General features: G+C 51.0%; 17 protein-coding genes and 2 pseudogenes. 8 read left to right on the top strand and 11 right to left on the bottom strand.

Annotated elements, in window-relative coordinates; all coding sequences use genetic code 11:
- Positions 1-222: hypothetical protein (locus B156_RS31995; protein ID WP_211211246.1), on the top strand; the 222-nt coding region annotated here is incomplete at its 5' end.
- A gap of 95 nt (positions 223-317) precedes the next feature.
- On the opposite strand, the gene B156_RS0123035 is transcribed toward B156_RS31995, so the two are convergent.
- The 3 genes from B156_RS0123035 to B156_RS0123020 all read right to left on the bottom strand — a co-directional run bounded on the left by B156_RS0123035 (position 318) and on the right by B156_RS0123020 (position 3401).
- A complete protein-coding gene (locus B156_RS0123035) occupies positions 318-1433 on the bottom strand; it encodes a glycoside hydrolase family 43 protein (RefSeq protein WP_018622159.1) in 1116 nt (371 codons plus the stop codon).
- 459 nt (positions 1434-1892) lie between these two features.
- Complete coding sequence (locus tag B156_RS0123025; RefSeq protein WP_018622157.1) at positions 1893-2105, bottom strand: DUF4926 domain-containing protein; 213 nt, start codon at positions 2103-2105, stop codon at positions 1893-1895.
- Between the two features lie 27 nt (positions 2106-2132).
- Entirely contained in the window at positions 2133-3401 is a 1269-nt protein-coding gene (locus B156_RS0123020; RefSeq protein ID WP_018622156.1) for a hypothetical protein, read from the bottom strand.
- Positions 3402-3510: 109 nt separating this feature from the next.
- Between B156_RS0123020 and B156_RS0123015 the strand changes: the two genes are divergently transcribed.
- Positions 3511-6111, top strand: coding sequence for a M1 family metallopeptidase (locus tag B156_RS0123015; RefSeq protein ID WP_018622155.1), 2601 nt, complete (start codon positions 3511-3513; stop codon positions 6109-6111).
- 580 nt (positions 6112-6691) lie between these two features.
- Entirely contained in the window at positions 6692-11242 is a 4551-nt protein-coding gene (locus B156_RS30495) for a putative Ig domain-containing protein (RefSeq protein WP_169518272.1), read from the top strand.
- Positions 11243-11271: 29 nt separating this feature from the next.
- Here B156_RS30495 and B156_RS32445 read toward each other — a convergent pair whose 3' ends face one another.
- The 3 genes from B156_RS32445 to B156_RS0123000 all read right to left on the bottom strand — a co-directional run bounded on the left by B156_RS32445 (position 11272) and on the right by B156_RS0123000 (position 14100).
- The gene (locus B156_RS32445) at positions 11272-11400 is read right to left on the bottom strand and encodes a hypothetical protein (protein WP_281167537.1); all 129 of its coding nucleotides are present in this window, start codon (positions 11398-11400) and stop codon (positions 11272-11274) included.
- A gap of 339 nt (positions 11401-11739) precedes the next feature.
- Positions 11740-12828, bottom strand: a complete 1089-nt coding sequence (locus tag B156_RS0123005; RefSeq protein ID WP_018622153.1) for a GntR family transcriptional regulator — start codon at positions 12826-12828, stop codon at positions 11740-11742.
- A gap of 156 nt (positions 12829-12984) precedes the next feature.
- Positions 12985-14100, bottom strand: a complete 1116-nt coding sequence (locus tag B156_RS0123000) for a glycoside hydrolase family 88/105 protein (protein ID WP_018622152.1) — start codon at positions 14098-14100, stop codon at positions 12985-12987.
- 164 nt (positions 14101-14264) lie between these two features.
- Between B156_RS0123000 and B156_RS0122995 the strand changes: the two genes are divergently transcribed.
- From B156_RS0122995 to B156_RS0122980, 4 genes are all read left to right on the top strand, one after another.
- Positions 14265-14999 (top strand): (Fe-S)-binding protein, encoded by a 735-nt coding sequence (locus B156_RS0122995; protein ID WP_018622151.1) that lies wholly within the window; start codon positions 14265-14267, stop codon positions 14997-14999.
- 14 nt (positions 15000-15013) lie between these two features.
- Positions 15014-16390, top strand: coding sequence for a lactate utilization protein B (locus tag B156_RS0122990; RefSeq protein ID WP_018622150.1), 1377 nt, complete (start codon positions 15014-15016; stop codon positions 16388-16390).
- Complete coding sequence (locus tag B156_RS0122985; protein WP_018622149.1) at positions 16387-16971, top strand: LutC/YkgG family protein; 585 nt, start codon at positions 16387-16389, stop codon at positions 16969-16971. The genes B156_RS0122990 and B156_RS0122985 overlap by 4 nt, the downstream gene beginning before the upstream one ends.
- Before the next feature lie 152 nt (positions 16972-17123).
- Positions 17124-17561, top strand: a complete 438-nt coding sequence (locus tag B156_RS0122980) for a nuclear transport factor 2 family protein (RefSeq protein WP_018622148.1) — start codon at positions 17124-17126, stop codon at positions 17559-17561.
- 271 nt (positions 17562-17832) lie between these two features.
- On the opposite strand, the gene B156_RS0122975 is transcribed toward B156_RS0122980, so the two are convergent.
- The 3 genes from B156_RS0122975 to B156_RS0122965 all read right to left on the bottom strand — a co-directional run bounded on the left by B156_RS0122975 (position 17833) and on the right by B156_RS0122965 (position 21299).
- Positions 17833-19206 carry a glycoside hydrolase family 88/105 protein gene (locus tag B156_RS0122975; protein WP_026260996.1) on the bottom strand — a complete coding sequence of 458 codons (1374 nt, stop codon included), beginning with the start codon at positions 19204-19206 and terminating at the stop codon, positions 17833-17835.
- 152 nt (positions 19207-19358) lie between these two features.
- Complete coding sequence (locus tag B156_RS0122970; protein ID WP_018622146.1) at positions 19359-20825, bottom strand: hybrid sensor histidine kinase/response regulator; 1467 nt, start codon at positions 20823-20825, stop codon at positions 19359-19361.
- A 54-nt stretch (positions 20826-20879) separates the two neighbouring features.
- Positions 20880-21299: a response regulator gene (locus B156_RS0122965; protein ID WP_018622145.1), complete on the bottom strand. Its 420-nt coding sequence runs from the start codon at positions 21297-21299 to the stop codon at positions 20880-20882.
- A 455-nt stretch (positions 21300-21754) separates the two neighbouring features.
- Here B156_RS0122965 and B156_RS0122960 point away from each other — a divergent pair, with 455 nt between their 5' ends.
- Entirely contained in the window at positions 21755-22399 is a 645-nt protein-coding gene (locus B156_RS0122960) for a porin family protein (RefSeq protein WP_018622144.1), read from the top strand.
- Positions 22400-22468: 69 nt separating this feature from the next.
- Here B156_RS0122960 and B156_RS29710 read toward each other — a convergent pair.
- A pseudogene (locus B156_RS29710) lies at positions 22469-23473 on the bottom strand (sigma-54 interaction domain-containing protein); the annotation flags it as partial.
- Between the two features lie 21 nt (positions 23474-23494).
- Positions 23495-23760 (bottom strand): annotated as a pseudogene (locus B156_RS0122950) (hypothetical protein); the annotation flags it as partial.

Genomic DNA, 23760 nt, shown 5'->3' with positions numbered 1-23760 from the left:
GGACTTAAATGTGGTATTCCGCAATGGTATCAACATGAGGGCTTTGCCAAAAACCTGAAAACGGCTCATTGGCTTTTTTCTTTTTGCGGATGGAAAAGCCAGCATTCACCTTATCCAGCACTAAGCTATGAAGTAGAAGAAGGGGAATTAAATGAGGATTATTACATACCCTGTGACCTAACCGAACAATGGGTACTTGGCTCTTGCTTGTACCTAAATTAACCACCCCAATCGGTGTAAATTGGTATATCATTACCAAAAATAGTCGTTTAGTCAGAAGACTAAACGACTATTCGGGAAATCGGGTATGTGCATTCTTAAGGCGTAATCAGTTCGAGCGACCCATCGGCCCCGCGTTTCAGTTCGCGTACTTTTACGTTACGCAGGTGCGTTTTGCCGGACAGTTCCACATCGTGGTAGAAGATGTACCATTTCCCGTTGAACTCCACGATGGAGTGGTGGGTAGTCCAGCCGGTTACGGGTTTCATGAACGTACCCTGGTAAGTGAACGGACCATACGGCGATTTGCTGGTGGCATAGGCTAGAAAATGCGTGTCGCCGGTTGAGTACGAGAAGTAGTAGGTATCCTTATACTTGTGCATCCAGGCCCCTTCAAAAAAGCGCCGGTCGTGGTCGCCACCCAGCAGGGCTTTACCCGCCGAATCAACAATCTGGATGTCTTTAACCGGCCCATCGAAAGTGAGCATGTCATTGCTCATCAGGGCTACTTTGGGGCTTAAAGCGGCTTCTTTGTCTTTCTTCAAATCGGTTTTCAGGCTCTTGTCATACTTGCCGGTATGCCAGCGTTGTAACTGCCCACCCCAGATACCACCAAAGTACATATACGTTTTGCCGTCGGTATCGGTGAAAACAGCCGGGTCGATGCTGAAACTGCCCGGTATGGGGGCGGGTTCGGCCTTGAACGGCCCCGTTGGTGATTTGCTGGTGGCAACGCCCATCCGGAACACATCCTCCTTATCCTTAACCGGGAAATACAGGTAGTACGTACCATCTTTGTAAGCCGCGTCGGGTGCCCACATCTGACGGCCCGCCCAAGGTACATCCTTAATATCCAGCGCCACCCCATGGTCTACGACCCTGGCATCAATGTTATCCATCGAAAGAACATGGTAATCCTGCATGTTGAAATGCCCGCCTTCATCATCTTCCGGTACCTTGGCGTCAATATCATGGGATGGATAAATGTAAATTTTACCGTTGAATACGTGGGCCGATGGGTCAGCTGTGTAAATAACGGAAACCAGGGGCTTGGGATTTGTCAGGTCGCGCGGGGTAGTCGTGGTGTCCTGAGCGGTCTCCGTGCTCTGCGTAGTTTCAGTAGTCTGTGTAGTCGAGCTTTGGCAGGCACTGAGCTGGATGCCAACGCTACAAACAACGACGGCGAAAAGGGGGGCTTTCTTTAGTACGAACATAGGATAAGGGTTGTTGCCTATTGAATAAGTGTCAAAGTTACAACCTATCGATTATAATGCCATTCCGTATGAAAAATTACTCCTTTTATGACTCTCCAAGTGTTGTGATCAGTCATTCGTTATAGCCTGCTGATCAGCCTACTGGCATTTTTTCCTACTGCTTTTGCCCAGCCCACGCCGATACTACTCCATTGGCAACGATAAGGCTTGACCGCACTGTTAATCGTCGACGAAAAACCCCTCCTGCTATTGGGTGATGAACGGGGTAACTCCAGTGTGTCGGACATGGATTGGCATTTTGCAACTCGACGTAGGCCAGTGTATTGATGGCAACTGGAAACCCGGCCGACGCTCAAAATCATCAGGGGCGGTATATCCGCATTCCCGTTGGGGAATATGGCACCCAGAAACTGACGCTGTAGCAGTATTGATTGCTTACGAATTATCCGTTTTATGCACTCAGGCGTCAACCGGTTCCTGATACCCCTTGATTAATTGACTGGCAGTCAAAACGGGCATCGCATACGTAACACCTTCTGAATTAGCAAACTCTACCAGATAACTGGCGTCATCAAACGTTTCTACCACAGTCCCCAGGCTACCTTTTCTGAGTTTTTCAACGGGCAAATCGGTCGATACTACGACTGTATCCAATAAACTGAAGGCTTTCATACTACTTACCTGTTTTCTATCTAAACCTTACGTCTTTCTTTTCTTCTTACGGGCCGATGGAAACAGTACGTTATTCAGGATGAGCCGGTAGCCGGGCGAGTGCGGGTGCAGGTTTAGGTCGGTGGGGCTGCGGAAACCGCCCCCCCGGGTACCTTCCGGGTCGTGCCCACCGTAGAACGTCCACTGCCCCCGGCCCATTTCGCCGTAGAGGTAGCGGTCCGACGATTCGCTTTCGCCCATCACCAGGCTGCTCGCCTTAACCGCCCCTTTCCGGAAAGCCGTTGTCTGGCCAAAGAACTCCTTGATAATTGGCTCGTGGTTTTGCGTCAGCATGGCCGGAATGACATCCCACTTGGCCGAAAAGTTGAACAACTGAAAAAACCCTGTCGACTGGTTATACCCGCGCCCGCCCGCCGAATTGATGTCGGAAAAAGTGGAGTAGCCCCGGTAACCGTTGTCGCCCTCCAGGGTGAAATTGCCGAAAGCGAACGTTTTGGTAAAGTCGAGTTTACTCTGCGCGTCGGAGTCAACATCGTCGCCGTCGTAGCTGCTACCAACGATATCGAGGCCTTCGGCCGCCAGCGCAATATCGAGGGTCTCGGCCGCCGAGCACATGGCAAACAGGTATCCCCCGCCGGAACAGAACTCCTTGATGCCTTTGGCAACGGCCAGTTTCATCTGCGACACCTTCGCAAAACCGTACTTATGCGCAATACCTTCCTGCGCCTTGATGTCGGCCAGCGATTGCCGGTGAATGTTGCGGCCATACTGCCCCGTAAAATCCTCATGGTGTAAGTGCAGCCAGTCGTATTTTGGCAGGTCACCTTTCAGGATTTCCTCGTCGTACACCAGTTCGTAGGGTATTTCGGCGTAGGTGAGGACCAGCAACACCGCATCCGTATTTTCAAACTCCGCCGGGCCGACTTTTATGGGTGAATACACAACAATTTTAGCCGCTTTATGGAGCGTAACTACATCCATGTTAAGGTCAGGATTGGCCAGTTGCTGCTTGATGGAGGCCGCTCTGGAATCCGAAATGGTCTCAAACGAAACACCCCGAACACGGCACTCCGTTTCGATAGCGGCTGTCTGTTTCATCAGGAAGCTCCCGCCCCGGTAGTTGAGCAGCCAGTCTATTTCCTGGTCTTCTTTCAGAATTTTATAGGCAATGCCATACGCTTTGAGGTGATTACTCTGCTGGTCGTCCATCGGAATCAGGATGGAATTGGCCCGGCTTAGGGTTGTGCCGATAATACTTATCAGCAGCAAAAGCAGAAAAGTGCGGTACTGTTTCATAGCGTTTGTATTTTTGAAACAAAGACGGTTTACCAGGCAGGGATTTTAGCATCAGTGGCCCGTTATGAACAGGATACCGAACACGTTTCATCAGCAACCTCAACTCTTTATGTTTTACCGTTACGGTATTCTCTCCATCGCCAGTCTGCTAACCTTTATGTCGTGTAGCCATCGTTCCGTACCAACCACCCAGCCCGTTGTGGAAACGGGGGTATCGCAAACGCTGGCGAAGGACCGGAAACAAACCCTCAGCCAGCTAAGCTATGCACTAAAGTTCGACATTCCGGCGCAGAAAAACCAGCCTATTTCAGCCAGCGAACTAATCACGTTTAACTGGCAAAAAAACAATGCCCCCCTCCAGCTCGATTTTAAGGAAGAAGCCACTCATATTCAGTCGATTTCGATTAACGAAACGTCCATTCCTATTGTTTTTGAGCGGGAACATTTGCGCATTCCTGCGGCATCGCTGAAAGCCGGGACCAACCGCGTTTTCATTCAGTTTACGGCGGGTAACCTGTCCTTAAACCGTAACGATGAATACCTCTACACATTGCTCGTTCCAGACCGCGCCCGTACGGTTTTCCCCTGCTTCGACCAGCCCGATTTAAAAGCTACGTTTCAGGTTTCTCTAACCATTCCGGCCCAGTGGGAGGCCATTACGAATGCACCCGTTCGGGATTCATCTATCGCCGGGGAGCGAAAAACGGTCAATTTTCAGCCGTCCGACCTAATTCCTACTTACTTATTCTCCTTCGTAGCGGGCAAGTTCACGCCGGTCACCCGCACCCTACAGGGCCGTTCCATGACGCTACTCCACCGCGAAACGGACACGACAAAGATTCGGCTGAGCCTCGACCCAATTTTCACCTACCATGCCGATGCCATCCGGTTTATGGAGGAGTACACCCAGATTCCATTCCCATTTCAGAAATTAGATTTTGCCGCCATCCCCGATTTTCAGTACGGCGGCATGGAGCACGTGGGTGCCATCGATTACAAATCATCAGCCCTGTTTTTAGACAACGGTGCCACCCGCGACCAGCGTTTGTCCCGCACCCACGTAATTGCCCATGAAACGGCGCACATGTGGTTTGGCGATATGGTCACCATGCGCTGGTTTGAGGATGTGTGGCTGAAGGAAGTATTTGCCAATTTCATGGCCGACAAAGTCATGGAGGTATCCTCACCCGATGCTAATTACGACCTTCAGTTTGTGGTCGATCATTTTCCGGCGGCCTACGCGGTTGACCGTACGCAGGGAGCCAATCCCATTGGACAACCGCTGATCAATTTGCAGGAAGCGGGAAGTCTCTACGGCGGCATCATCTACCACAAGGCTCCCATAATGATGCGGCAGCTGGAGCGGTTAATGGGCAAACCAGCCCTGCGCGATGGTCTGCGGGAATACCTCAAAAAATATACGTTCAGTAATGCCTCCTGGACCGACCTAGTTACCATTTTGGACGCCTATACCCCTGCCGATTTACTGGCCTGGAATAACGTGTGGGTGAAGGAAACCGGGCGTCCCGTGTTCACGTATCAACTCGACAAACAGAACGGCAAAATCAGCCGATTCTCAATTTCGCAACGGGGCGAAGATGGCTCAGAGCGGTTGTGGCCGCAGGGCTTCGAGGTAGCACTGGTCTATCCTGACCGGGTAGAAGAAATGACCGTGAACATGAATCAGGCGCAGGTCGACCTGACCGAAGCCGTTGGAAAAACGGCCCCTTCGTTCATGGTCTTTAATTCGTCGGGACAGGGATACGGGCTGTTTCCGGTCGATACGGCCATGATTCCACAACTGACTACCATAAAGAACCCGGTGACCCGGGCGGCTGCTTACATCAATCTGTACGAAACAATGCTGACCGGCCAGACCAGTCCAGTTTTGCTTAGCAACGTGTACAAAAACCTGTTGGCGAAGGAACCGGAAGAGTTGAATGTACGGCTGCTAACAACTGAGTTGTCCGACATGGTGTGGGATTTTACGCGACCCGAAAACCGCCCCGCCCTGGCCGCTTCCATTGAACAGGCTGCCTGGCAGGCCATGAAGCCCAATACGCCGGAAGGCGTATCCAACCAGACTTCGGCCCAAAAAGGCATCCGTAAACTTCTGTTCCGGCTCTATCAGTCGGTTGCCCTCAGCCGCGACGCGCAGGATTGGCTTTACCAAATCTGGCAGGAGCAGAAAGCACCGGATGGAGTTACGCTGACCGAAGATGATTATACCTCGCTGGCCCTCGCCCTGGCCGTACGGGATTACCCCGCTGAAGGCATTCTACAAACGCAACTGGCCCGCATCAAGAACCCCGACCGGCAGAAACGGCTCCAATTCATGATGCCCGCCCTGTCCAGCAGCGTCGACGAACGAAACGCATTTTTTGCCTCGCTGGCCACCGAAGCAAACCGGGAGCACGAAGCGTGGGTAACGGCCGCGCTGGGTTATCTACACCATCCCCTCCGCGCCAAAACGTCGGTCAGCTACCTGCCCAAAAGTCTGGATCTGTTAGAAGAAATTCAGCGCACGGGCGATATTTTCTTCCCCGAATCCTGGCTTCGTTCCACCCTATCCGGCTACCAGACTCCCGAAGTAGCCCAACTGGTCCGCACCTTTTTGACCGACCACCCAGCCTACAACGCCCGCCTGCGCGCCAAGCTATTACAAGCCGCCGACGGCACCTTCCGGGCCAGCACCTTGCTGTATCCGTAGGAGGTAAAACTCATGAATCTAACAACTCATTGATCAGCAGGTGAGGTAGGTAGCTATGTCAGTCTATGGCTTTGCTTAACGTCGCAAGACTGTGCAGTGAACGGATGCGCCAAATAAAACACGTTACTCTTGAAATGGCCCGCATGGAAACCAAAACGTTGCCACGTAAAAACCGACTTGGGTTTGTATAATAGTTCACAGAAGTGGGCCCTTCTGAGCAGTATCATTGTGGTTCAGGCCAGCCACGAGCCTGACGGTAAGCGCAGCGATTAGACCCGCTTTTTTCAGAGGGCAAACGGCGGGTTCGGGTTAGAAGCGCGGTCCAAAACAGGAACACTATTCGTTGGCAGCAAGGAGTTAAATGCGTTTGACCTGCCACAAAAAGAACCCCCTACCCTGCCTTTTGTCTTCCCATGACTGCATCTCATAGTCTGCGGCCAACCGGCCGGGGGACTCCCCACCTGCTTCCTTTATTTTTTTTGGTGCGTTCTGTTAACCATCCTGGACTTCCTGCGATACACAGGCATATCAGGTAGTTTGCCTGATGTCAATGGCTAAACACATGTTAACCGCCCCGACCATGAAAACCAACTGTTTACTCCTAATGCTACTCTTTTGCTGTAGCCTGCCACTTTTTGCCCAGATACGCATCACGGAATTCATGTATTCATCGAACAACGCAGGTCCAACTGGTCCCGCAACTGGTCCCGGTGAATTTGTTGAACTGACCAACGTAGGTACTACATCCGTCAATCTGACAGGATGGAGTTTCGACGATAATAGCCGAATAGCCGGTTCGTTTCTCATAGGGGTTTTGGGGACCTTACAGCCGGGTGAGTCGGCTATTATTACGGACGCCACAGAAGCGAATTTTCGTGCCTTTTGGGCCTTAGCGCCTTCGCTGAAGATCCTGGGGAGCAACACCCAAAACTTGGGTCGAAGCGATGAAATAAATATCTTCGATGGGTCAGGTATGCTGGTTGATCGATTGACGTTCGATGATCAGGGTATACCGAATAGCCCTAGAACTCAATATGTAAGTGCCTGGGCAACGTCCGACAATTTAGGCACAAACAGGATTGCCACTTGGGTGCCATCACGGCTTGGGGATGCCCTAAATTCGAAGACGGCTTCGACGGGTGATATTGGTAATCCAGGGCACTACTTTGTAACGCCGGTTTGCACCAATCCTCCTACCATTCAGGTAGCTACTACAACGACTAAATTTATTAGTTTGACGGCTGGCTTCGCTTATGTGAGTGGCGTGATGGGCGACCCTACTGATCCGGCCAGTACGCTTGGGATTGACTTCCTGATCGCCGATTCCGATACGGATGTTAACAGCCTGACCGTTACGGCCACCAGCAATAATACCAACGTTAGCCTGATCCTTGCGGGAACGGGGGCTACCCGTACCCTGAAAATTACGCCAACCGCCGTCGGCTACGCAGTCGTAACGGTGACCGTTTCCGATGGAAACTGCACCGCAACCTACGTACTAAACTACGCTGGGTCGGCCGCTTCGGTCAACCAGACTAGTACGCGCTTTCATACCGGCAGCAGTGATGCCTCAACAGCGGTGCCGGTGGACGGGACTTACGTGCTGGTTGCCGACGATGAGGGCCAGACACTTCGACTCTACGACCGCGCCAACTCCGGTTTGCCCCTGGCTAGCTTTGATTTCACAACGTCTTTACAGCTCACGGACCAGAACAGCAGTGGCGTTACGCGTGAGGTCGATATTGAAGCGTCCATTCGGCAGAATAACCGCATTTTTTGGTTTGGTTCGCAAAGCAATAACGATAGTGGCGAAGACCGGCCTAACCGAAACCGTGTTTTTGCTACGGATATAACGGGTAGCGGAGCCAGTACCAGCCTGGCCTACGCTGGGCGATACGACGCCCTGAAAACCGACATTATTAACTGGGACGCAACCAATGGTCACGGCAAAGGTGCCAACTATTATGGCCTGCAGGCCAGTACCGCTACCGGGGTAAGTTCCAAAATTATGGCAGGCTACAACATAGAAGGAGCCGAACTGGCTCCCGATGGCACAACGGCCTATATCGCTTTTCGGGCTCCGCAAGTACTACCCGCCAATCGTCAGAAAGCCCTGATCATTCCAGTCACGAATCTGGCCAGTTTGGTAACCAGTCCGTCGGGTTCCGTTTCGGCTACATTTGGTGCTCCGATTGAACTGGATTTGGGTGGTCGCGGCATCCGCGAGATTCGCAAAAACACCGCCAATCAGTACGTTATTATTGCTGGCCCGGCTGGAGAAACGGGTGTGGCACCAAATAATTTCAGACTGTATACCTGGACGGGCAATGCCAGCGATAAACCCGTGGAGCGAACCGCCGACCTGACCGCTCTAATGGCAAACGGCTCTTTTGAGTCGATTGTCGAGGTTCCCAATCCGCTGACAAACGGCAGCCCGCTGCAATTTCTGGTAGACAATGGAGATGCGGACTACTATAACGATGGAAAAAGTGCCAGTAAGCTAGAGCAAAACACGTTGAAGAAGTTTCGCTCGGATTTGGTTACGCTCGGTGCGCCGGTCAATACGGCCCCGACGGTGGCCAGTGCTATCCCCAACCAGACGGGCCGGATAAACCAGCCTTTCAGCTACACGGTCTTAGCCAGCACCTTTACCGATGCCGAAACACCCAATGCCCTGACCTTGACCGTCGCTGGCTTGCCCACCGGCCTGTCTTTTGCCAGTGGGATCATCAGCGGTACGCCCAGCGCATCGGGTGTTTCAACCTTGACCGTAACGGCTACTGACCCCGGCGGTTTGTCGGTCAGCACTCCGTTTGCCATTACGGTGAATCCGGCAACCATTTTAAGCGTAGGAACACCGACCTATAATTGCCTAAGCCGTGAACTGACTATCAATACTACAGCGGGCGACGGGTCACTGATTGAGTACCAGATCGAGGGCGTGGCACCCGCTCCTGACTGGACGGACAACAGCACCTTTGTGTTACCCGCATCGATGCGATTCAGCCCGTCGCTGACCCTGATGGCCCGGCAAAGTGAACGGGAGTTTACCGTCGCGTTTAGCCCGAAGAACTACTGTGCGCTCGTTATACTAAAGCCGACATACGATTGCCGAAGCGGCCTCCTCACCATCAATACCACCAGGGGTACGGGCGCTCCCATTGAGTATAAGATTGCGGGGATCGCGAGTTTTAATCTCAATCAGACCGTGGTAATTCCCCTGTGGATTCGTACCGATGCCAATCGGTTACCCCTGATACTGACCGCCCGGCAGAGTGGCCAGGAAACGACCTACGAGTTCAATACGCTGGACGAATGCCCCGTGGCTGCGGGCAAACTTGAGCTGGTAGCGCCAGCGTACAACTGTGGCACGGGAGCCCTTAAAATCAACACCCGGGGCGGCAATACGACCCCGGTTGAGTACATGATTTCGGGCGTTACGACGAAATGGTCCGCCAACGCTACTTTTAGCGTACCGGCATCAACGCGTAAAAGTGGAGCCTCCCTGACGCTTTTGGTTCGTCAGAGCGGAGTCATTACCAGTGCCGAGTTTGACCTGGGCGATTTTTGTTACTCCACTACCTTGCTGGAAGTCATCACCCCGGCCTATAGCTGTTCTGACGGGACGGGTACTATCAAAGTCCAGGGTGGCAATAACACCGCTATCGAGTACAGCATTCCGGGGGTGCGCAACTGGGCTACCAGTCCCAAATTTACCCTGCCGCTCTGGATTCGCACGGATGAAATGAGTGATCCGTTGATGCTCCTGGCCCGGCAAAGTGGCGTTACCAGCAGTTTTGTGTTTGAGCTGAACAGCCTTTGCCCGGTCGTGGAACTGATCCGCCTGTTAGCGCCAACCTACGACTGTAAAACCGGCGAGCTGACCTTTAATGTCAGTACTGGAAATGGTTCGTTGCCCATCGAGTACATGATTTCGGGCGTGACAACGAAATGGTCGAAGGTGTCGAAGATTACGATTCCCGTGCGCTACCGAACGAACCCTGATTTGTTGCTGATGGCCCGGCAGGGTGGCGTGACTGCTAACTACGTATTCGATCTTCAGGAATTTTGTGGGGGCGAGACCGGCTCTCTAGCGCTACTAGAACCGAGCTATACCTGTAAAACCGGCGCGCTTTCCCTCTATACCAGTGGGGGGAACGGGAACCCGATTGAGTACATGATTCCCGGCGTGCGGGGCTGGTCGAAGAACCCCAATTTTATCGTATCAGCGGCCGTACGCAATAACCCGAACACCCAGCCGCTCACGTTCTTTGCCCGGCAAAGTGGAGAGATCGCCAGCAAGATGTTCGACTTCCGGACGTACTGCGACGAAAAATCTCCCTTCGACATGACAGCACCAAGCTATGTCTGCCAATCCGGGCGACTCACCCTGTACACTACCCCCGGCACGGGTGGTCTGATTGAGTACATGATTCCTGGCATACGGGACAAGTACGCCACCAGTCCAAACATTACCGTACCAGCAGCTCTGCGTAATAACCCCAATAGCCAGCCGCTAACCTTATTTGCCCGGCAAAATGGCGTAGTAGTGAGTAGCGTCTTCCACCTCCGCGAGTTTTGCCAAACAGGTACTTTTACCGTCCAGGCACCCACGTATTCATGTACTACCGGTAAACTTACTATCAATACTAGTGGTGGGAGTGGTAGCCTGATCGAGTACATGATTCCCGACGTACGGGGCTGGTCGGCAAATCGCACCTTCACTATTCCGGCTACCATCCGGAATAATCCTAACAACGCACCACTAACCTTAGTAGCCCGCCAGGGGGGTGTACTAGTCAACTCGACCTTCACCGTCCGGTCTGTCTGCGGAAGCACCGCCCGACAGGGTGCGGAGGAACGAATTGAGCCGGTGGAGGATCTACAGCTACAGGTACTGGGTAATCCGGTAAAAAACGAAGCCGTCGTTGAGATACGGGGTGCCGTTGGGCAACTGCTAACGATTCGCCTGGCTGATTTGACCGGCCAGATTATAGAAACCAGGTCAATTCTGCAAACCAGTGAAATCGAACGGGTGACAATTGATGTAAGTCAGCAACCTACGGGTATACTGATTCTGCAGGTGCTGACCGATCGACAATCCAAAGCGGTTCGGTTACTCAAACAGTAACCCGGAATTTTGATACCATACGAAAATCGTTAGCCGGGGTGTGCGGTCAGTTGGCTGGCCGACGCTCCGGCAACGAGTTGCAAGACCTGTACCGGAACACGCACCGCGTTAGTCAACGGAATCTGCCTGAACTGACTCGCCATTACTGACTTCGCCAAACTGCAGCGAATGGGTTATGATGGACATCCCGGATGACCCACTTGACAGGCTTTAAAACGCACGTGTATTTTGCCATACCCGGCAACAAATTCTGACAGAAGACGCCCAGTGAATTTAGGCAGATTACCCGCCCAATAGTGTAGTTAATCGCGCTTACCAAAAAAAATCAACTTGAGATAGCCGGATTTATTGGCATACAGATTTGCTTAATCTTGCTGGACCAGACGGTCCGAAAAACGCACAAAAACCCAACCCGCTCGTAGAGACAACGAATTAAGCAGGCATCTATGCGATGGGGTAGCAACCGAATGAGGAAATTTACTACCAGCACGTTCCGTTCATAACGAATCCCGACAGATCATGTAGAACGGATTCTTTACTTTGATACGCTTATTTTCCAGCAATAAAGTAGCGGCCGTATTGCCCATTGCTTCGAAGTCGGTGGTGATTACCGTAATGTTCAGCAGTTCTTTCAGGGTCGTTTCGTTGAACGAGATAATACCAATCTCCTGCCCCAGCGCGTAGGAGGACTGCCGCACCTTTTTAACCAGTTCCGATAAGTCCGTTTCTTCAATGACCACATAGGCCGTGCCAGTCGTCAGGGTTTCATTGACGGCGTTCTCTTTTATCGTGAATACTTTATCGTAGTTGATGCAGAAGGAACGGAAACCGTGGGCTATTTCGGTGGGGTAATTACCGTCGCTGGGCAAAATCAGTACCATCCGGCTGTACTTTTTTAACAGGTCATGCGCTTTTTCCAGCGCCTGGCAGATGTCGGCATCGAATTGCTGAAAAACGCTCAAGGGCGCATCAGAAAGTTCCGGAACATCTTTGTCCAGCAGCACCAGTTCGTGGGGTGGAATCGTTTTGAGGACGTTGACGTAATTGACTTTGTCCAGGTCCTGCGTGAAGTGCGGCATCACTACATAATAGTTGTACTTACCCAGATTCTTCTGAATAATCTCCTGAAAATGAGTGGCGTTGTAGTGATGAATCTGCAAATCGACCGTGGCTTTGTCGCCGAGGGCCTTCAGAAAGGCGTAGTAAATGATCTTTTTATACGAACTAAGCTTGTTAAAGATGAGCAGTATTTTAAGTTTGGGTGTTGTATCGGTCTGCACGTAATATCCCTTGCCCTGTACGGACGTGATGTAGCCCCGCTCCCGAAGTTCCCGATAGGCTTTTTCAACCGTGTCGCGGGCCAGATAGTACTCAACACTCAGTTCACTGATGGACGGGAGTTGCTCGGTATTTTTTAGCACACCCCGTTCAATATCCGTAATGACCGACTGCACGATTTGTTTGTACTTGGGGGTCTTGTCTTTCGGATTGAACTGAAGTTGGTAGAGTGGCCCCGACGCACTGTGCTGAACATCGAAAAAGTCGTTCGGTTGCCGTTGGGGCGGAGAAAGCTGCTTCACACTCATACCTATTCCTGTTTTGTTGTCGATTCGGGAAGGGTTAAATACTTTCCCTTACCGGTTACTTCGGGCGGATTCACTACTGGCCAATCCATGCACTATCAATCTGTATACCTTACTGATTATAAATCATTAAAGACCGTAAAGGATTGATTTAGGTAATTACTTACTCAGTCCCCGAATTTTGATAACTTCCGAACCAGCCAGCAGGTAGGCACCAGAGCCGTACACTTCCCAACTGTCGGCGGAAAAGTTCTTCCGGGGATCCGCTCCGATGGGCTGTACCCAGCCCACCCGGCCTTCCGGCGATACCAGTGTATTCAACCCCATCCAGGCTTTCTGAACGGTGGGCAGGTAGGTTTTCTTATCCAGAATTCCCTGATTGATTCCCCAGGCCAGTGCGTAGCAGTCGAAACCGGAGCCACTACCCTCACCACCGGGGAAGGCAGCCGGATCGAGCAGGCTGGAGCGCCATAAACCATCGGCCTGCTGGAGCCCGCGCAAACGCTCACTCATCTGTTTGAACAACGTGATGTACCAGTCTCGTGACGGGTGGTTTTTGGGTAACTCCTGCAGGAGCAGGGCAAGCCCGCCAATGACCCACCCATTCCCCCGAGACCAGAATATTTTCTGTCCATTACTTTCCTTTTTCCCTTCGCCCGCTGCGTTGATGAGGTAGTTATCATCCCGCGCAAACAGGTGTTCTTCCTTATTGTAGAGCAGGTCATAGGTTTGGCGGTAAAGCGAATCATTCAACGCAAAATAAGCGGGTTGCTTCAGGGTGTTACCTAATTGACAAAGCACCGGGGGAGCCATGAACAACGCATCACACCACCACCACGTAATACCATGATTGGCAACTTCTTTGCCCGGCACCCGGCTCATCTTCTGAACCGTGTCGATGGTTGGCTGAATCATCCGGCGGTCTTTTTTAAGCCGGTAGAGATTAATGTACGTCTGGCAGATGGCAATATCATCGGCGTGGTCATACCGGGCACCGGGTTGCCAGTTGGTGCGCTCCCCCATCGCCATCAGAGAATCCAGCACAACGGGGTCTTTCGTCGTTTCGTAAGCCGCAAAAACACCCGCATACAACGCCCCGTTTGTCCAGTGGGTGGTTTCGTGTTTCGGGTTCTTCAGTTGCCAGTCTACTACCTTCAGCATCCTGCTTTTGATATAATCAGGCGAAAAGATACCTGGATCGGCGGGGGTGAAGGCAAATAGGCTCCCAATCAGGAGCATAAAAAACAAGCGGGTGCCTGTGGTACGAGTAATCATGATTGAACAGTTTTCCCAGATTTGTTAAATAGTATTGGCAAACGATTGTAGTGAACAAGTAGTCTGAGATTAAAATATACCCTCCTTTTTGTATAGGAGAGTACAGGACGGATTAGTTTTATAGAGGAATGTACTTTTGTACGTATGTCTTGCCCGAACACATGATGAACGTTGGCTTATTTATTCCTTGCTACATTGACCAGTTTTATCCGCAGGTGGCCATTGCTACGCTGAAACTACTTGAGAAAGTAGGCTGTACGGTTAATTATCCCCTGCAACAAACCTGTTGCGGACAACCCATGGCGAATTCCGGTTATGAACACCTCGCGGGCGGTTGCAATGATAATTTCGTCCGCAACTTTGCCGACTGCGATTATATTGTTTCGCCATCGGGAAGCTGCACGCTCCACATAAAGCATCACCTGCACGCCACGAACGAAACAGCCGCTACGGCCATTCGCTCGCGCATTTATGAACTTACCGAGTTCCTGACGGATGTGGTACAGGTAAAAACACTGGAAGCGGCTTTCCCCTACCGGGTTGGCCTTCACCAGAGCTGTCATGGACAGCGCGGGCTGGGACTGGCTCAGATGTCGGAACTGATGGCTCCACCCTTTTCCAAGCCCGGTCAGTTACTGGGTATGGTGGATGGACTGGAACTGGTACAACTCGACCGGCGCGATGAGTGCTGTGGGTTTGGCGGCACTTTCTGCGTAACGGAGGAAGCCGTATCGGCCAAGATGGGTAAGGATCGGGTGGCCGATCACCTGCGCCACGGTGTTCACTACATTACCGGTGTTGATGTTTCCTGCCTGATGCACATGGAGGGGATTCTGAAACGGGCCAATTCGACTGTGCAGGTCCGGCATATTGCCGAAATATTGACCGCTACCCTGTAAACAAACTCAACAGAATGAATCAACTCAATCTAGATCACGCGGGAGCGGCCATCGAGTTCAACAAAAACGAACCCCGGGTCGACTGGCACGACGAAACGCTCTGGTTCGTACGCACCAAACGCGACCGGGCTGCGGCCCAGGTGCCGGAGTGGGAGGAATTACGCGAAGCGGCCTCGCAGATAAAAAACTATGCCCTCTCCAACATGCACGACTTGCTGGAGCAGTTTGAACAGAACGCCATCAAAAACGGCATCACTGTTCACTGGGCGGCTAATGCCGATGAGCATAACGAAATTGTTCACGGCATCATCCAGAAGGCCGGGGCCAACCGCATGGTGAAGTCAAAATCCATGCTGACGGAAGAATGTCACCTAAATGACTACCTGACCCGGCACGGCATCGAGGTAATTGACAGTGACCTGGGCGAACGTATTGTGCAGTTGCGGGGCGAGCCACCCTCCCACATTGTGCTGCCCGCTATTCACCTGACCAAAGCCGAGGTGGGTGATACCTTTCACAAACACCTGGGCACCGATGCCGGAGCTACCGACCCGCAGTACCTGACCGAAGCCGCCCGGCAGCACCTGCGCGACACCTTTCTGACGCGTAAAGTAGCCCTCACAGGGGTCAATTTCGCTATTGCCGAAACGGGTGGATTTGTGGTTTGCACCAACGAAGGCAACGCCGATATGGGTGTTCACCTGGCCGATGTTCATATTGCGGCTATGGGTTTTGAAAAGGTCATTCCCCGTGCCGAGCACCTGGGCGTTTTCCTGCGCCTGCTGGCCCGCTCGGCCACGGGGCAACCCATCACTACGTTCTCCAGCCACTTTCACCGGCCCCGACCGGGGCAGGAAATGCACATCGTCATTGTCGACAACGGGCGCAGCCGGCAACTGGGACGGCCCGATTTCAGAAATTCGCTGAAGTGTATCCGGTGCGCGGCCTGTTTGAATACCTGCCCCGTTTACCGCCGGTCGGGTGGTTTCAGCTACCACAGTGCCGTTGCGGGGCCAATCGGCTCCATATTGGCCCCCAACTTAGACATGAAACTTAACGCCGACCTGCCCTTTGCCTCCACGCTTTGCGGGTCCTGTACCAATGTTTGCCCCGTGAAGATTGACATTCACGAACAACTCTATAAATGGCGGCAGGTGCTGATGCAGGAAGGGTATGGACCGGGCGGCAAAACAGCCGCCATGAAAACGATGGCTACCGTTCTGGAGTCGCCCCGGTTGTATCGCATAGCGGGTAAAGTAGGCCGTGGTGTACTTCGGTTTGCCCCGGTTACGGTCGAGAACAAGTTCAATCCGTGGTATAATCAGCGCGAAATGCCCGAACCACCCGCCGAAAGTTTCCGTGACTGGTACATCAACAACAAAAAATCATGACCACCCGCGATCAGATACTGGCTAGTATTAAGGCAAATCAGCCCGCCGTACTGCCCCTGCCTACCCAGTTTACCTTTGTATCTACCTTCCCGGACCTGACGCAGCAGTTTGTCGATATTTTGACTTTTGTGGGTGGCGCGTCGGTTTTATTGCCCGATATGGATGCGGTCAAACAGTATTTACAGGCGCAATACGCTGGCCTGTCCAACATAGCGACTACGGTTCCCGACCTGGAAAGCCTGGCAGATATGAAACTGGATGTGGCTGACCCACACGACCTGGCCGGGCTTAATCTGGCAATCATCGAGGGGCCACTGGCCGTGGCCGAAAACGCGGCCATCTGGGTCGATGAACGTCAGTTGCCGCAACGCGTGGTGCCCATGATTACGCAACAGCTGGTGATTATCATTCGCCAGTCTACCCTGGTACCCAACATGCACGATGCCTACAAACGGATACAGGTTGATGCTACGGGGTTTGGTACGTTCATCTGCGGTCCTTCCAAAACAGCCGACATCGAACAAAGTCTAGTTATCGGTGCCCACGGTGCCCGGTCGCTTTTAGTGTGTATTCTTCCTTAAAGAAAAAAAGGTAAAGCGCGTTCTAACGAAACGGGAACGATATAACAAACGGAGAACCCTGCAGGTACGACGGTAAAATCCAGTGGTTTTTACTTTTGGGTAAGAATAACCCTCAATCGATTATTCTTTTATTCAGATAACCCTTATCAATCATGTACAGAAAAACTTTTTTATTAGCCCTTCTTGGCTTTTGTAGTGTAGTATCCTTCAATAGCCAGGCTCAGTCGAAAGAGGAGAAAGCAATTGGCCAGGCCGTTGAGCAAATGCGCTTACTAATGATTAACCCCGACAAAGCCAAACTGGAAGCCCTGGCTGTCGATCAGTTAACGTACGGCCATTCGACGGGAAAACTGGAAGACAAAGCAGCCTTTGTCGAAGCCCTGACCAGCGGTTCTTCCGATTTTGTCAATATCAACCTCACCGACCAAACCATCACTGTAGTTGATAACACCGCTCTCGTCCGGCATAAACTTTCGGCCGACACGGCGAACGATGGTAAGCCAGGAAAGGCTAATCTGAGTGTGTTATTAGTCTGGATCAAACAGAAGGGAAGCTGGCAACTTCTGGCGCGGCAGGCGGTAAAAATTTAGAGCCGGATTTAGTAGCTATTACTTTAAAGAAACGACAGGAAAAAGGGGCAACCAGTCAGCTGCTTTTTCCCGTCGTTTAATTTTGGCTGAATCTACATAAATAAGTCCACCAGATATCTGGTGGACTTATCCGATATAACCTATGATAAAACGTAATGGGAATAAATATAGTGGTTTAGTAACCGTTAACCTTCCTGAACTCACCTGCCTGGTATTGCTCTTGCAGATAAGGTTGACCCATACATGGGCTGGGTTAGTTACCAGATGACTGCTACTTAGTCTGCGTTAGCTGCAATGAACTGTCGTTGATTTCGAACGTGTGTTTTTTCAGCAGATTAATTACTTCAGCACCTGCCAGCAGGGCCGGACCGTAGCCGTGAGCGGCATACGGGTTAATGGGCCGGTAGTAGTAAAAGGCGGGGTCGAACCCCATACCGGTGCCCACACAAACACCTTCTACCTGTCCGTCCTGGGTAACTTTGGTTGCTACCGCATTCCAGCCTAACAGCGTTGCCGGGGCGTAAGCCAGCGGGTCGAGCCACCCCCGATTGATAGCCCGCGCAAAAGCATACACATAAATGGCCGTGGCCGATGTTTCCATATAGGAGTCATTACGGTCGAGAAGTTGGTGCCAGAAACCGATACCCGACTGCTGAGCGGCCAACCCTTTGGCGTGTGCTTTCAGCAAATCGAGAATAGCGGGCCGACCGGGGTGGTCTTCGGGCAGTACGTCCAGCAACTCCACCGCCGTCAGGATGCCCCAGCCATTGGCGCGTCCCCAGTGAAACTCCGGATGCACGGCCATTCCTTCAACCCAGCCGTGCATGTACAGCCCTTTCTGGGCATTAAACATGCGTTTGGCAAACTGCGTAACCTGTTTTACGGCTTCGTCATAATATTTTTTATCCCCCGTTAGCTTCCCCATTTGCGCCAGGGCGGGTACACTCATGAATAAATCGTCGAGCCATAGCGTGTTGGGTTGCGGGCGATTTCGGGCCAGCGTACCGTCGGCCAACCGAAATTCTTTTGTCTGGATGTAGTTGATATAGTTGTCAATCAGAGGCCGTAGATCAGCTTTCACCCCACCCGCCCTGCTGGCTTTGATCATAGCGGCACACATAGCCCCGGCATCATCGAGGGCGTGGGGTGCCAGTATGCCCCGCATGGGTGTATTGGCTTTGGGGTCTGCCAGCACCTGAGCGCGGAAATAAGGAACCTGTTCAGCAATAAACTGAAGACGTTTGTTGGTGTACCCGGCATAACGGGCGTCGCCGGTCGCTTCACTGGCCGCCAGCATCCCCACGTAGGTAACGCCCCACTCATAACTGACAAGCCGAAAGTCACCCGGTTTGAAAATAGCGTTTGGATTAAACGTACCACCCACCACCAGATCCTTCTTCGTTTCCTTATCGATGAGTTGTGTGGGTGTGTTGGCGTCCAGATACGTATAAATCCGACGAAGAACGCCCGTTACTTCCTCAATTTTAGGCTGTCCGTAGGGAACGGGATAATCGGGTTGCAACAGGTGCAGGGGCGTAGTAGCATCGTTAGCTTTGGGTTTAGCCGGTTGGGCCTGGAGCGTTCCCACCGCCACTAAACCAGAAAACAAGATGGAAAGGCAGAGATGACTAGGAGTAAAAGACATAGTGAAAGCAACGAAACGAGTTAAGAGTAGTGCATCAACTTACCTGAATAAGTAAATAATTTTTGAGGCATACCCTTTTCGGCTACTTTCGCGGTACCCAATGCACCAGGTTATTCACAATGCAGTTATTAGCCCGGCCAATCCGGCTCTCGCTACTTGGGGAAATACAAGCGGAACGTCGTTCCTTTATCGACCTGACTATCGACCTCGATGGAGCCTTTGTGGCTATTGATGATATTTTGAGTGGCGGTCAACCCAAGGCCCATACCACCCGATTTGCCCGTAAAAAAGGGATCGAACAGTCGCTGCCGGTGTGCTTCACTGATGCCTCCACCGTTATCGCTCACTTCCACGCATAACCGATTGGTGTCCACACAAAACGTCCTGACGGATAATATTCCCTTGCCTTCTTCCATAGCCTCAACGGCATTGACCAGTATATTCAGCAAGGCAGTTTTAACCTGGTCCCGGTCAAGCAGCGCATTGCAATCTTCAGCCGAAAACTGGGTTTCTAACCGCATCCGTTTCAGCTTGATGCGGTCGCTGACGAGTTGTAACGTTTCTTTGACGATCTGATTAAAGTCCTGCTTTTTCCGGTCCAGATCGCGTGGTTTGGAGGAGTTAAGCATTTCGGTAATCAACAGCCCGATCCGATTCACATTACGCCCGATAATATCCGTAAACATTGTTATGTATTCGTCATCGGTATCCAGTTCATCTTTGAGCTGTTCCAGTGCCAGGCTCAGGTTAGTGAGTGGATTGCGGACCTCATGCGCGATGCTCCGGGCTATTTTGCCGGTCATACTCAACTTCTCGGCCATAATCAGGTCCTGCTGCGCTCGTTTCTGATCGGTGATGTCGCGTACAATTCCCTGATACCATTTGGGATGGCCAACAACATCTTCTACGGACCAGACCGAAATCAGGCAAACCCGTTTGTGCTTGTTTTTATTGATTAGTGTTGCTTCGAAATCCTTGATCTGACCATGCTCACGGACGTTGAAACGCAGGTTGCGCAGTTGGTTCAAGTCTTCAAAAAGCCGGGCGGGATTCAGGTACAGCAGTTCTTCCCGCGTGTAGCCCAGTAGCCGTTCAATCGACGAGTTGGCATCCTGAAAATGCAGTTGGTCGTTAGCAACGAAAATAGCGTCGATGGACCGCTCGAACAGCGTGCGGTATTTATTTTCTTTCAGTGCCACCTCCGCCAGCACACTGGCCTGCCGGAGCGCGTACCGAATACTACGTCCCAGAAGCTGGGCATCAATACGACCTTTCACCAGATAATCGGCAGCGCCCAGCTCCAGAGCCGACTGATCGATAGTCAGGTCATCCTGCCCCGTCAATAAAATCATTGGGGCCCGGCACCCAAGCCGGAACGCTTCCTGAATAAGGTCAATTCCGGTATAGGGGCCCAGCCGGTAATCGACCAGATAAACGTCGTGTTGCTTTTTATTGATGGCCGGGATGGCTAGTTCGTAGCTGTCCACCCAATCAAGCCTTATCGATGCGTTTTCTTTCGCTGAAACCAGGGCTTTTGTCAGCAGATAGTCATCTTCGTCATCTTCGATTAAGAGTATACTAATCGTTTCTTCCTTCTCAGTATTAGTATGTCTGGCCATAACAGGTACTAGGCAATTGATAGGCAAATAAACATGTTAAGCAACCAAACGTATTTACGGCAGTTTGACAGTATCCAGCCAATATGTTTTTAACGCATCGACCATTTCTACCAGGCGGTTAAAATTAAATGGCTTCGTTACAAACGAATTGACGCCGAGATTATAGGTTTTCAGCACATCTTCGTCGGCAGAGGATGTGGTCATGACAACTACGGGCAACCGGCGCAGCTTTGGGTCATCTTTAATTTCACCTAATGCCTGAAATCCATTTTTTCGGGGCATGTTCAAGTCTAAAATCAAAAGATTGGGCCAGGGGGCATTTTGTTCGTTATACCGACCATAGCGGTACAAATACTCCATCAATTCCTCTCCATCCTCAACGAATTTAATCGCCTGGGCGTAACCACTCTGACGAAAGGCTTTTTCGATAAACAGCCGGTCGTCAGTATCATCATCAGCAATTAGAATAGTCATTGAATTAAGTATTATTTTACGGTGCATACCCGGTAACGACAGCTACCGATTGGATTTCAGGACTCAGCCTGTAATTGGTTTGAGTGATTCTCATTTGCCTAAAACGAATAACGGCAAATACAGAAGTCTACTACTTCCCAAAATTAATCAAAAACATCGTCTGTAATACTGACTTATGTGTGCATAAAATAGTAAATGGGTATTTCCCAAACAATGAACCAATGTTGCTCGAACGGTATCATCTGAACGGTTGCATCTACAGGTTGGGGAATTTCTTACCCGCTTTGCGCTAATGTTCCGGTTATTGAGGACCAGCAGATTTTTATTTAATCAACTGAATATTAGTCATTTAACTTAAAAATGCATTACGACAGCGGTTCTGGCACGAATTTGAGTCAATGCCAGAAGAGAGCAATACACATATGTCCTGTTCATTATTTAACAATTGGAGTGGCATGAAAAAGTCAATTAACGTACTACTTATGGTTACCGTTCTTACAACGGGAATGTTTACATTGAATTCGTCAGATGCCGTAGCCCAGGGTATTACACGGGTTGGTATAAAAGGGGGTCTGAATGCAAGTTCTCTCTTCTATAACAGTCAGGGGGCTAGTAGCAAAAAGGAGCGCATTGGTTTCCACGCCGGTCTTTTTACACAGATACCTGCCGGCGAATCTTTTGCCATTCAGCCGGAACTGCTTTATATGACTAAAGGGGCAACGGCAACGTATAACGTGCTTGGTTTTAATGGAATGAACACGTTCAGACTCAATTACGCCGAGCTACCGGTTTTGGCGACGTTTAAGTTAGGGCAAGCCGTTGAGTTACAGGCGGGGCCTTACGTTTCCTACTTACTTAATTCGAATATAAACTCTAACGGAGATTTTGGTACGGGGACTAGCGCAATCAACCGCGATAACTTCAATAAAATTGATTACGGTCTGGCAGGGGGAATAAACCTTTATTTCGGTAAAGCATTTATTGGTGCCCGGTACGAACAGGGGATACAGCAGATTGCCACTAGTGGTGCCGCCAAAACAATACTGGGGAATGCCAGAAACGGTGTAGGCCTGCTCTCGGTAGGGTTCAGTCTGAATTAATGTCGCTGATAACTGATTGAGTGATTTAATAGGTAAGTCTGTTTTATTCAGTCACTCAATCAGTTATCACTACAAGTGAATATCGTACGCTTTCAACTTGTTGTAAAGCGTTTTGCGATCAATATTAAGTACTTCGGCCGCTTTAGTCTTATTATATCCTGTCTTCTCCAGCACTTTGAGAATAGCAGCCCGCTCGGCGTTTTCAGACACCGATTTTAAGTTGGCAGCCGATTGAGAAAAGACGGGTACCCCGGGTCTTGCCGGATCGTAACTAATTTGAACAGTTGGAGCTTCCTGTTGCGTAAAGTACTGGGGGGAGATAATTTCCTGGGGCAACACGTCAGCCTCAATGTAGTCGCCCTGCGTTAGCAGAACGGCCCGTTTTACTACATTGTGTAACTCACGCAGGTTGCCATGCCAGTAATACTCTTTCAATTTCTCTTTAGCTTCTTCATCGAATCCGAGGATATCCTTTTCCAGCTGGCCGTTGGCCGATTCCAGAAAGTGCTCGGCAAAAATCATAATGTCTGCTTTTCGTTCGCGCAAGGGCGACAAATGAATCTCAAATTCGGCAATTCTATGGTATATATCCTCCCGGAATTTACCCTGCCGAACGGCTTCCCGAAGATCTTCATTGGTAGCAACAATAATTCGCACATCAACCGGAATATCCTGATTACTGCCGATGCGCCGTATTTTACGTTCCTGTAATACGCGCAGTAGTTTGATCTGGTTATCATACGATAGATTTCCAATCTCATCCAGGAAAATCGTCCCCCCGTCTGCAAACTCGAAGCTACCGGCCTTATCGGTCATAGCTCCCGTAAACGAACCCTTGAGGTGGCCAAAAAGCTCACTACCAGCCAGCTCTTTTCCTAACGCGCCACAATCGATGGCAACGAAAGGCTTGGCAGAACGCTTGCTCTTGAGGTGGATAGCGTTGGCCACAAATTCTTTTCCCGTTCCGGTTTCGCCCGTTATGATAACGGACATATCGGTAGGAGCAATCAAATCGATGTGTTTCTGAAGTTGTTCGGCGGCCCGGCTTTTGCCGAATATGAATCGTTTGCCATCGGATCAATAGTTCGTCAATAATTAAGCAGCTATACAGCCGAAACTATACAGTTGACGCACTTGAGGGTCATTTTTAGTCAGCTCAGTGCCTTGCGGTAAGATGGAAAAAAAACGATCCAGTAATAACTTGTTGTGATACAGGGTCTTTACATCAGCCATCGAAAAAGGCTGCTGACCAACGCCCTGCTCTATTTTGGCGATATTGACCGCTGACAAAGCGGTGTTCACATGGAAATCCAACTTGTTGACCGACCGGGCCTGACAGTCAGTGAGACCCGTAAACTGCT

Origin of the sequence: Spirosoma luteum DSM 19990 (assembly GCF_000374065.1) — a bacterium.
In the GTDB taxonomy this organism is placed as follows: domain Bacteria; phylum Bacteroidota; class Bacteroidia; order Cytophagales; family Spirosomataceae; genus Spirosoma; species Spirosoma luteum.
This window is presented reverse-complemented; position numbering and strand designations above follow the sequence as displayed.

Coding starts and splice junctions, on each gene's coding strand:
- B156_RS0123035 (WP_018622159.1), bottom strand. CDS start 1,433: ATGTTCGTACTAAAGAAAGCCCCCCTTTTCGCCGTCGTTGTTTGTAGC.
- B156_RS0123025 (WP_018622157.1), bottom strand. CDS start 2,105: ATGAAAGCCTTCAGTTTATTGGATACAGTCGTAGTATCGACCGATTTG.
- B156_RS0123020 (WP_018622156.1), bottom strand. CDS start 3,401: ATGAAACAGTACCGCACTTTTCTGCTTTTGCTGCTGATAAGTATTATC.
- B156_RS0123015 (WP_018622155.1), top strand. CDS start 3,511: ATGTTTTACCGTTACGGTATTCTCTCCATCGCCAGTCTGCTAACCTTT.
- B156_RS30495 (WP_169518272.1), top strand. CDS start 6,692: ATGAAAACCAACTGTTTACTCCTAATGCTACTCTTTTGCTGTAGCCTG.
- B156_RS0123005 (WP_018622153.1), bottom strand. CDS start 12,828: ATGAGTGTGAAGCAGCTTTCTCCGCCCCAACGGCAACCGAACGACTTT.
- B156_RS0123000 (WP_018622152.1), bottom strand. CDS start 14,100: ATGATTACTCGTACCACAGGCACCCGCTTGTTTTTTATGCTCCTGATT.
- B156_RS0122995 (WP_018622151.1), top strand. CDS start 14,265: ATGAACGTTGGCTTATTTATTCCTTGCTACATTGACCAGTTTTATCCG.
- B156_RS0122990 (WP_018622150.1), top strand. CDS start 15,014: ATGAATCAACTCAATCTAGATCACGCGGGAGCGGCCATCGAGTTCAAC.
- B156_RS0122985 (WP_018622149.1), top strand. CDS start 16,387: ATGACCACCCGCGATCAGATACTGGCTAGTATTAAGGCAAATCAGCCC.
- B156_RS0122980 (WP_018622148.1), top strand. CDS start 17,124: ATGTACAGAAAAACTTTTTTATTAGCCCTTCTTGGCTTTTGTAGTGTA.
- B156_RS0122975 (WP_026260996.1), bottom strand. CDS start 19,206: ATGTCTTTTACTCCTAGTCATCTCTGCCTTTCCATCTTGTTTTCTGGT.
- B156_RS0122970 (WP_018622146.1), bottom strand. CDS start 20,825: ATGGCCAGACATACTAATACTGAGAAGGAAGAAACGATTAGTATACTC.
- B156_RS0122965 (WP_018622145.1), bottom strand. CDS start 21,299: ATGACTATTCTAATTGCTGATGATGATACTGACGACCGGCTGTTTATC.
- B156_RS0122960 (WP_018622144.1), top strand. CDS start 21,755: ATGAAAAAGTCAATTAACGTACTACTTATGGTTACCGTTCTTACAACG.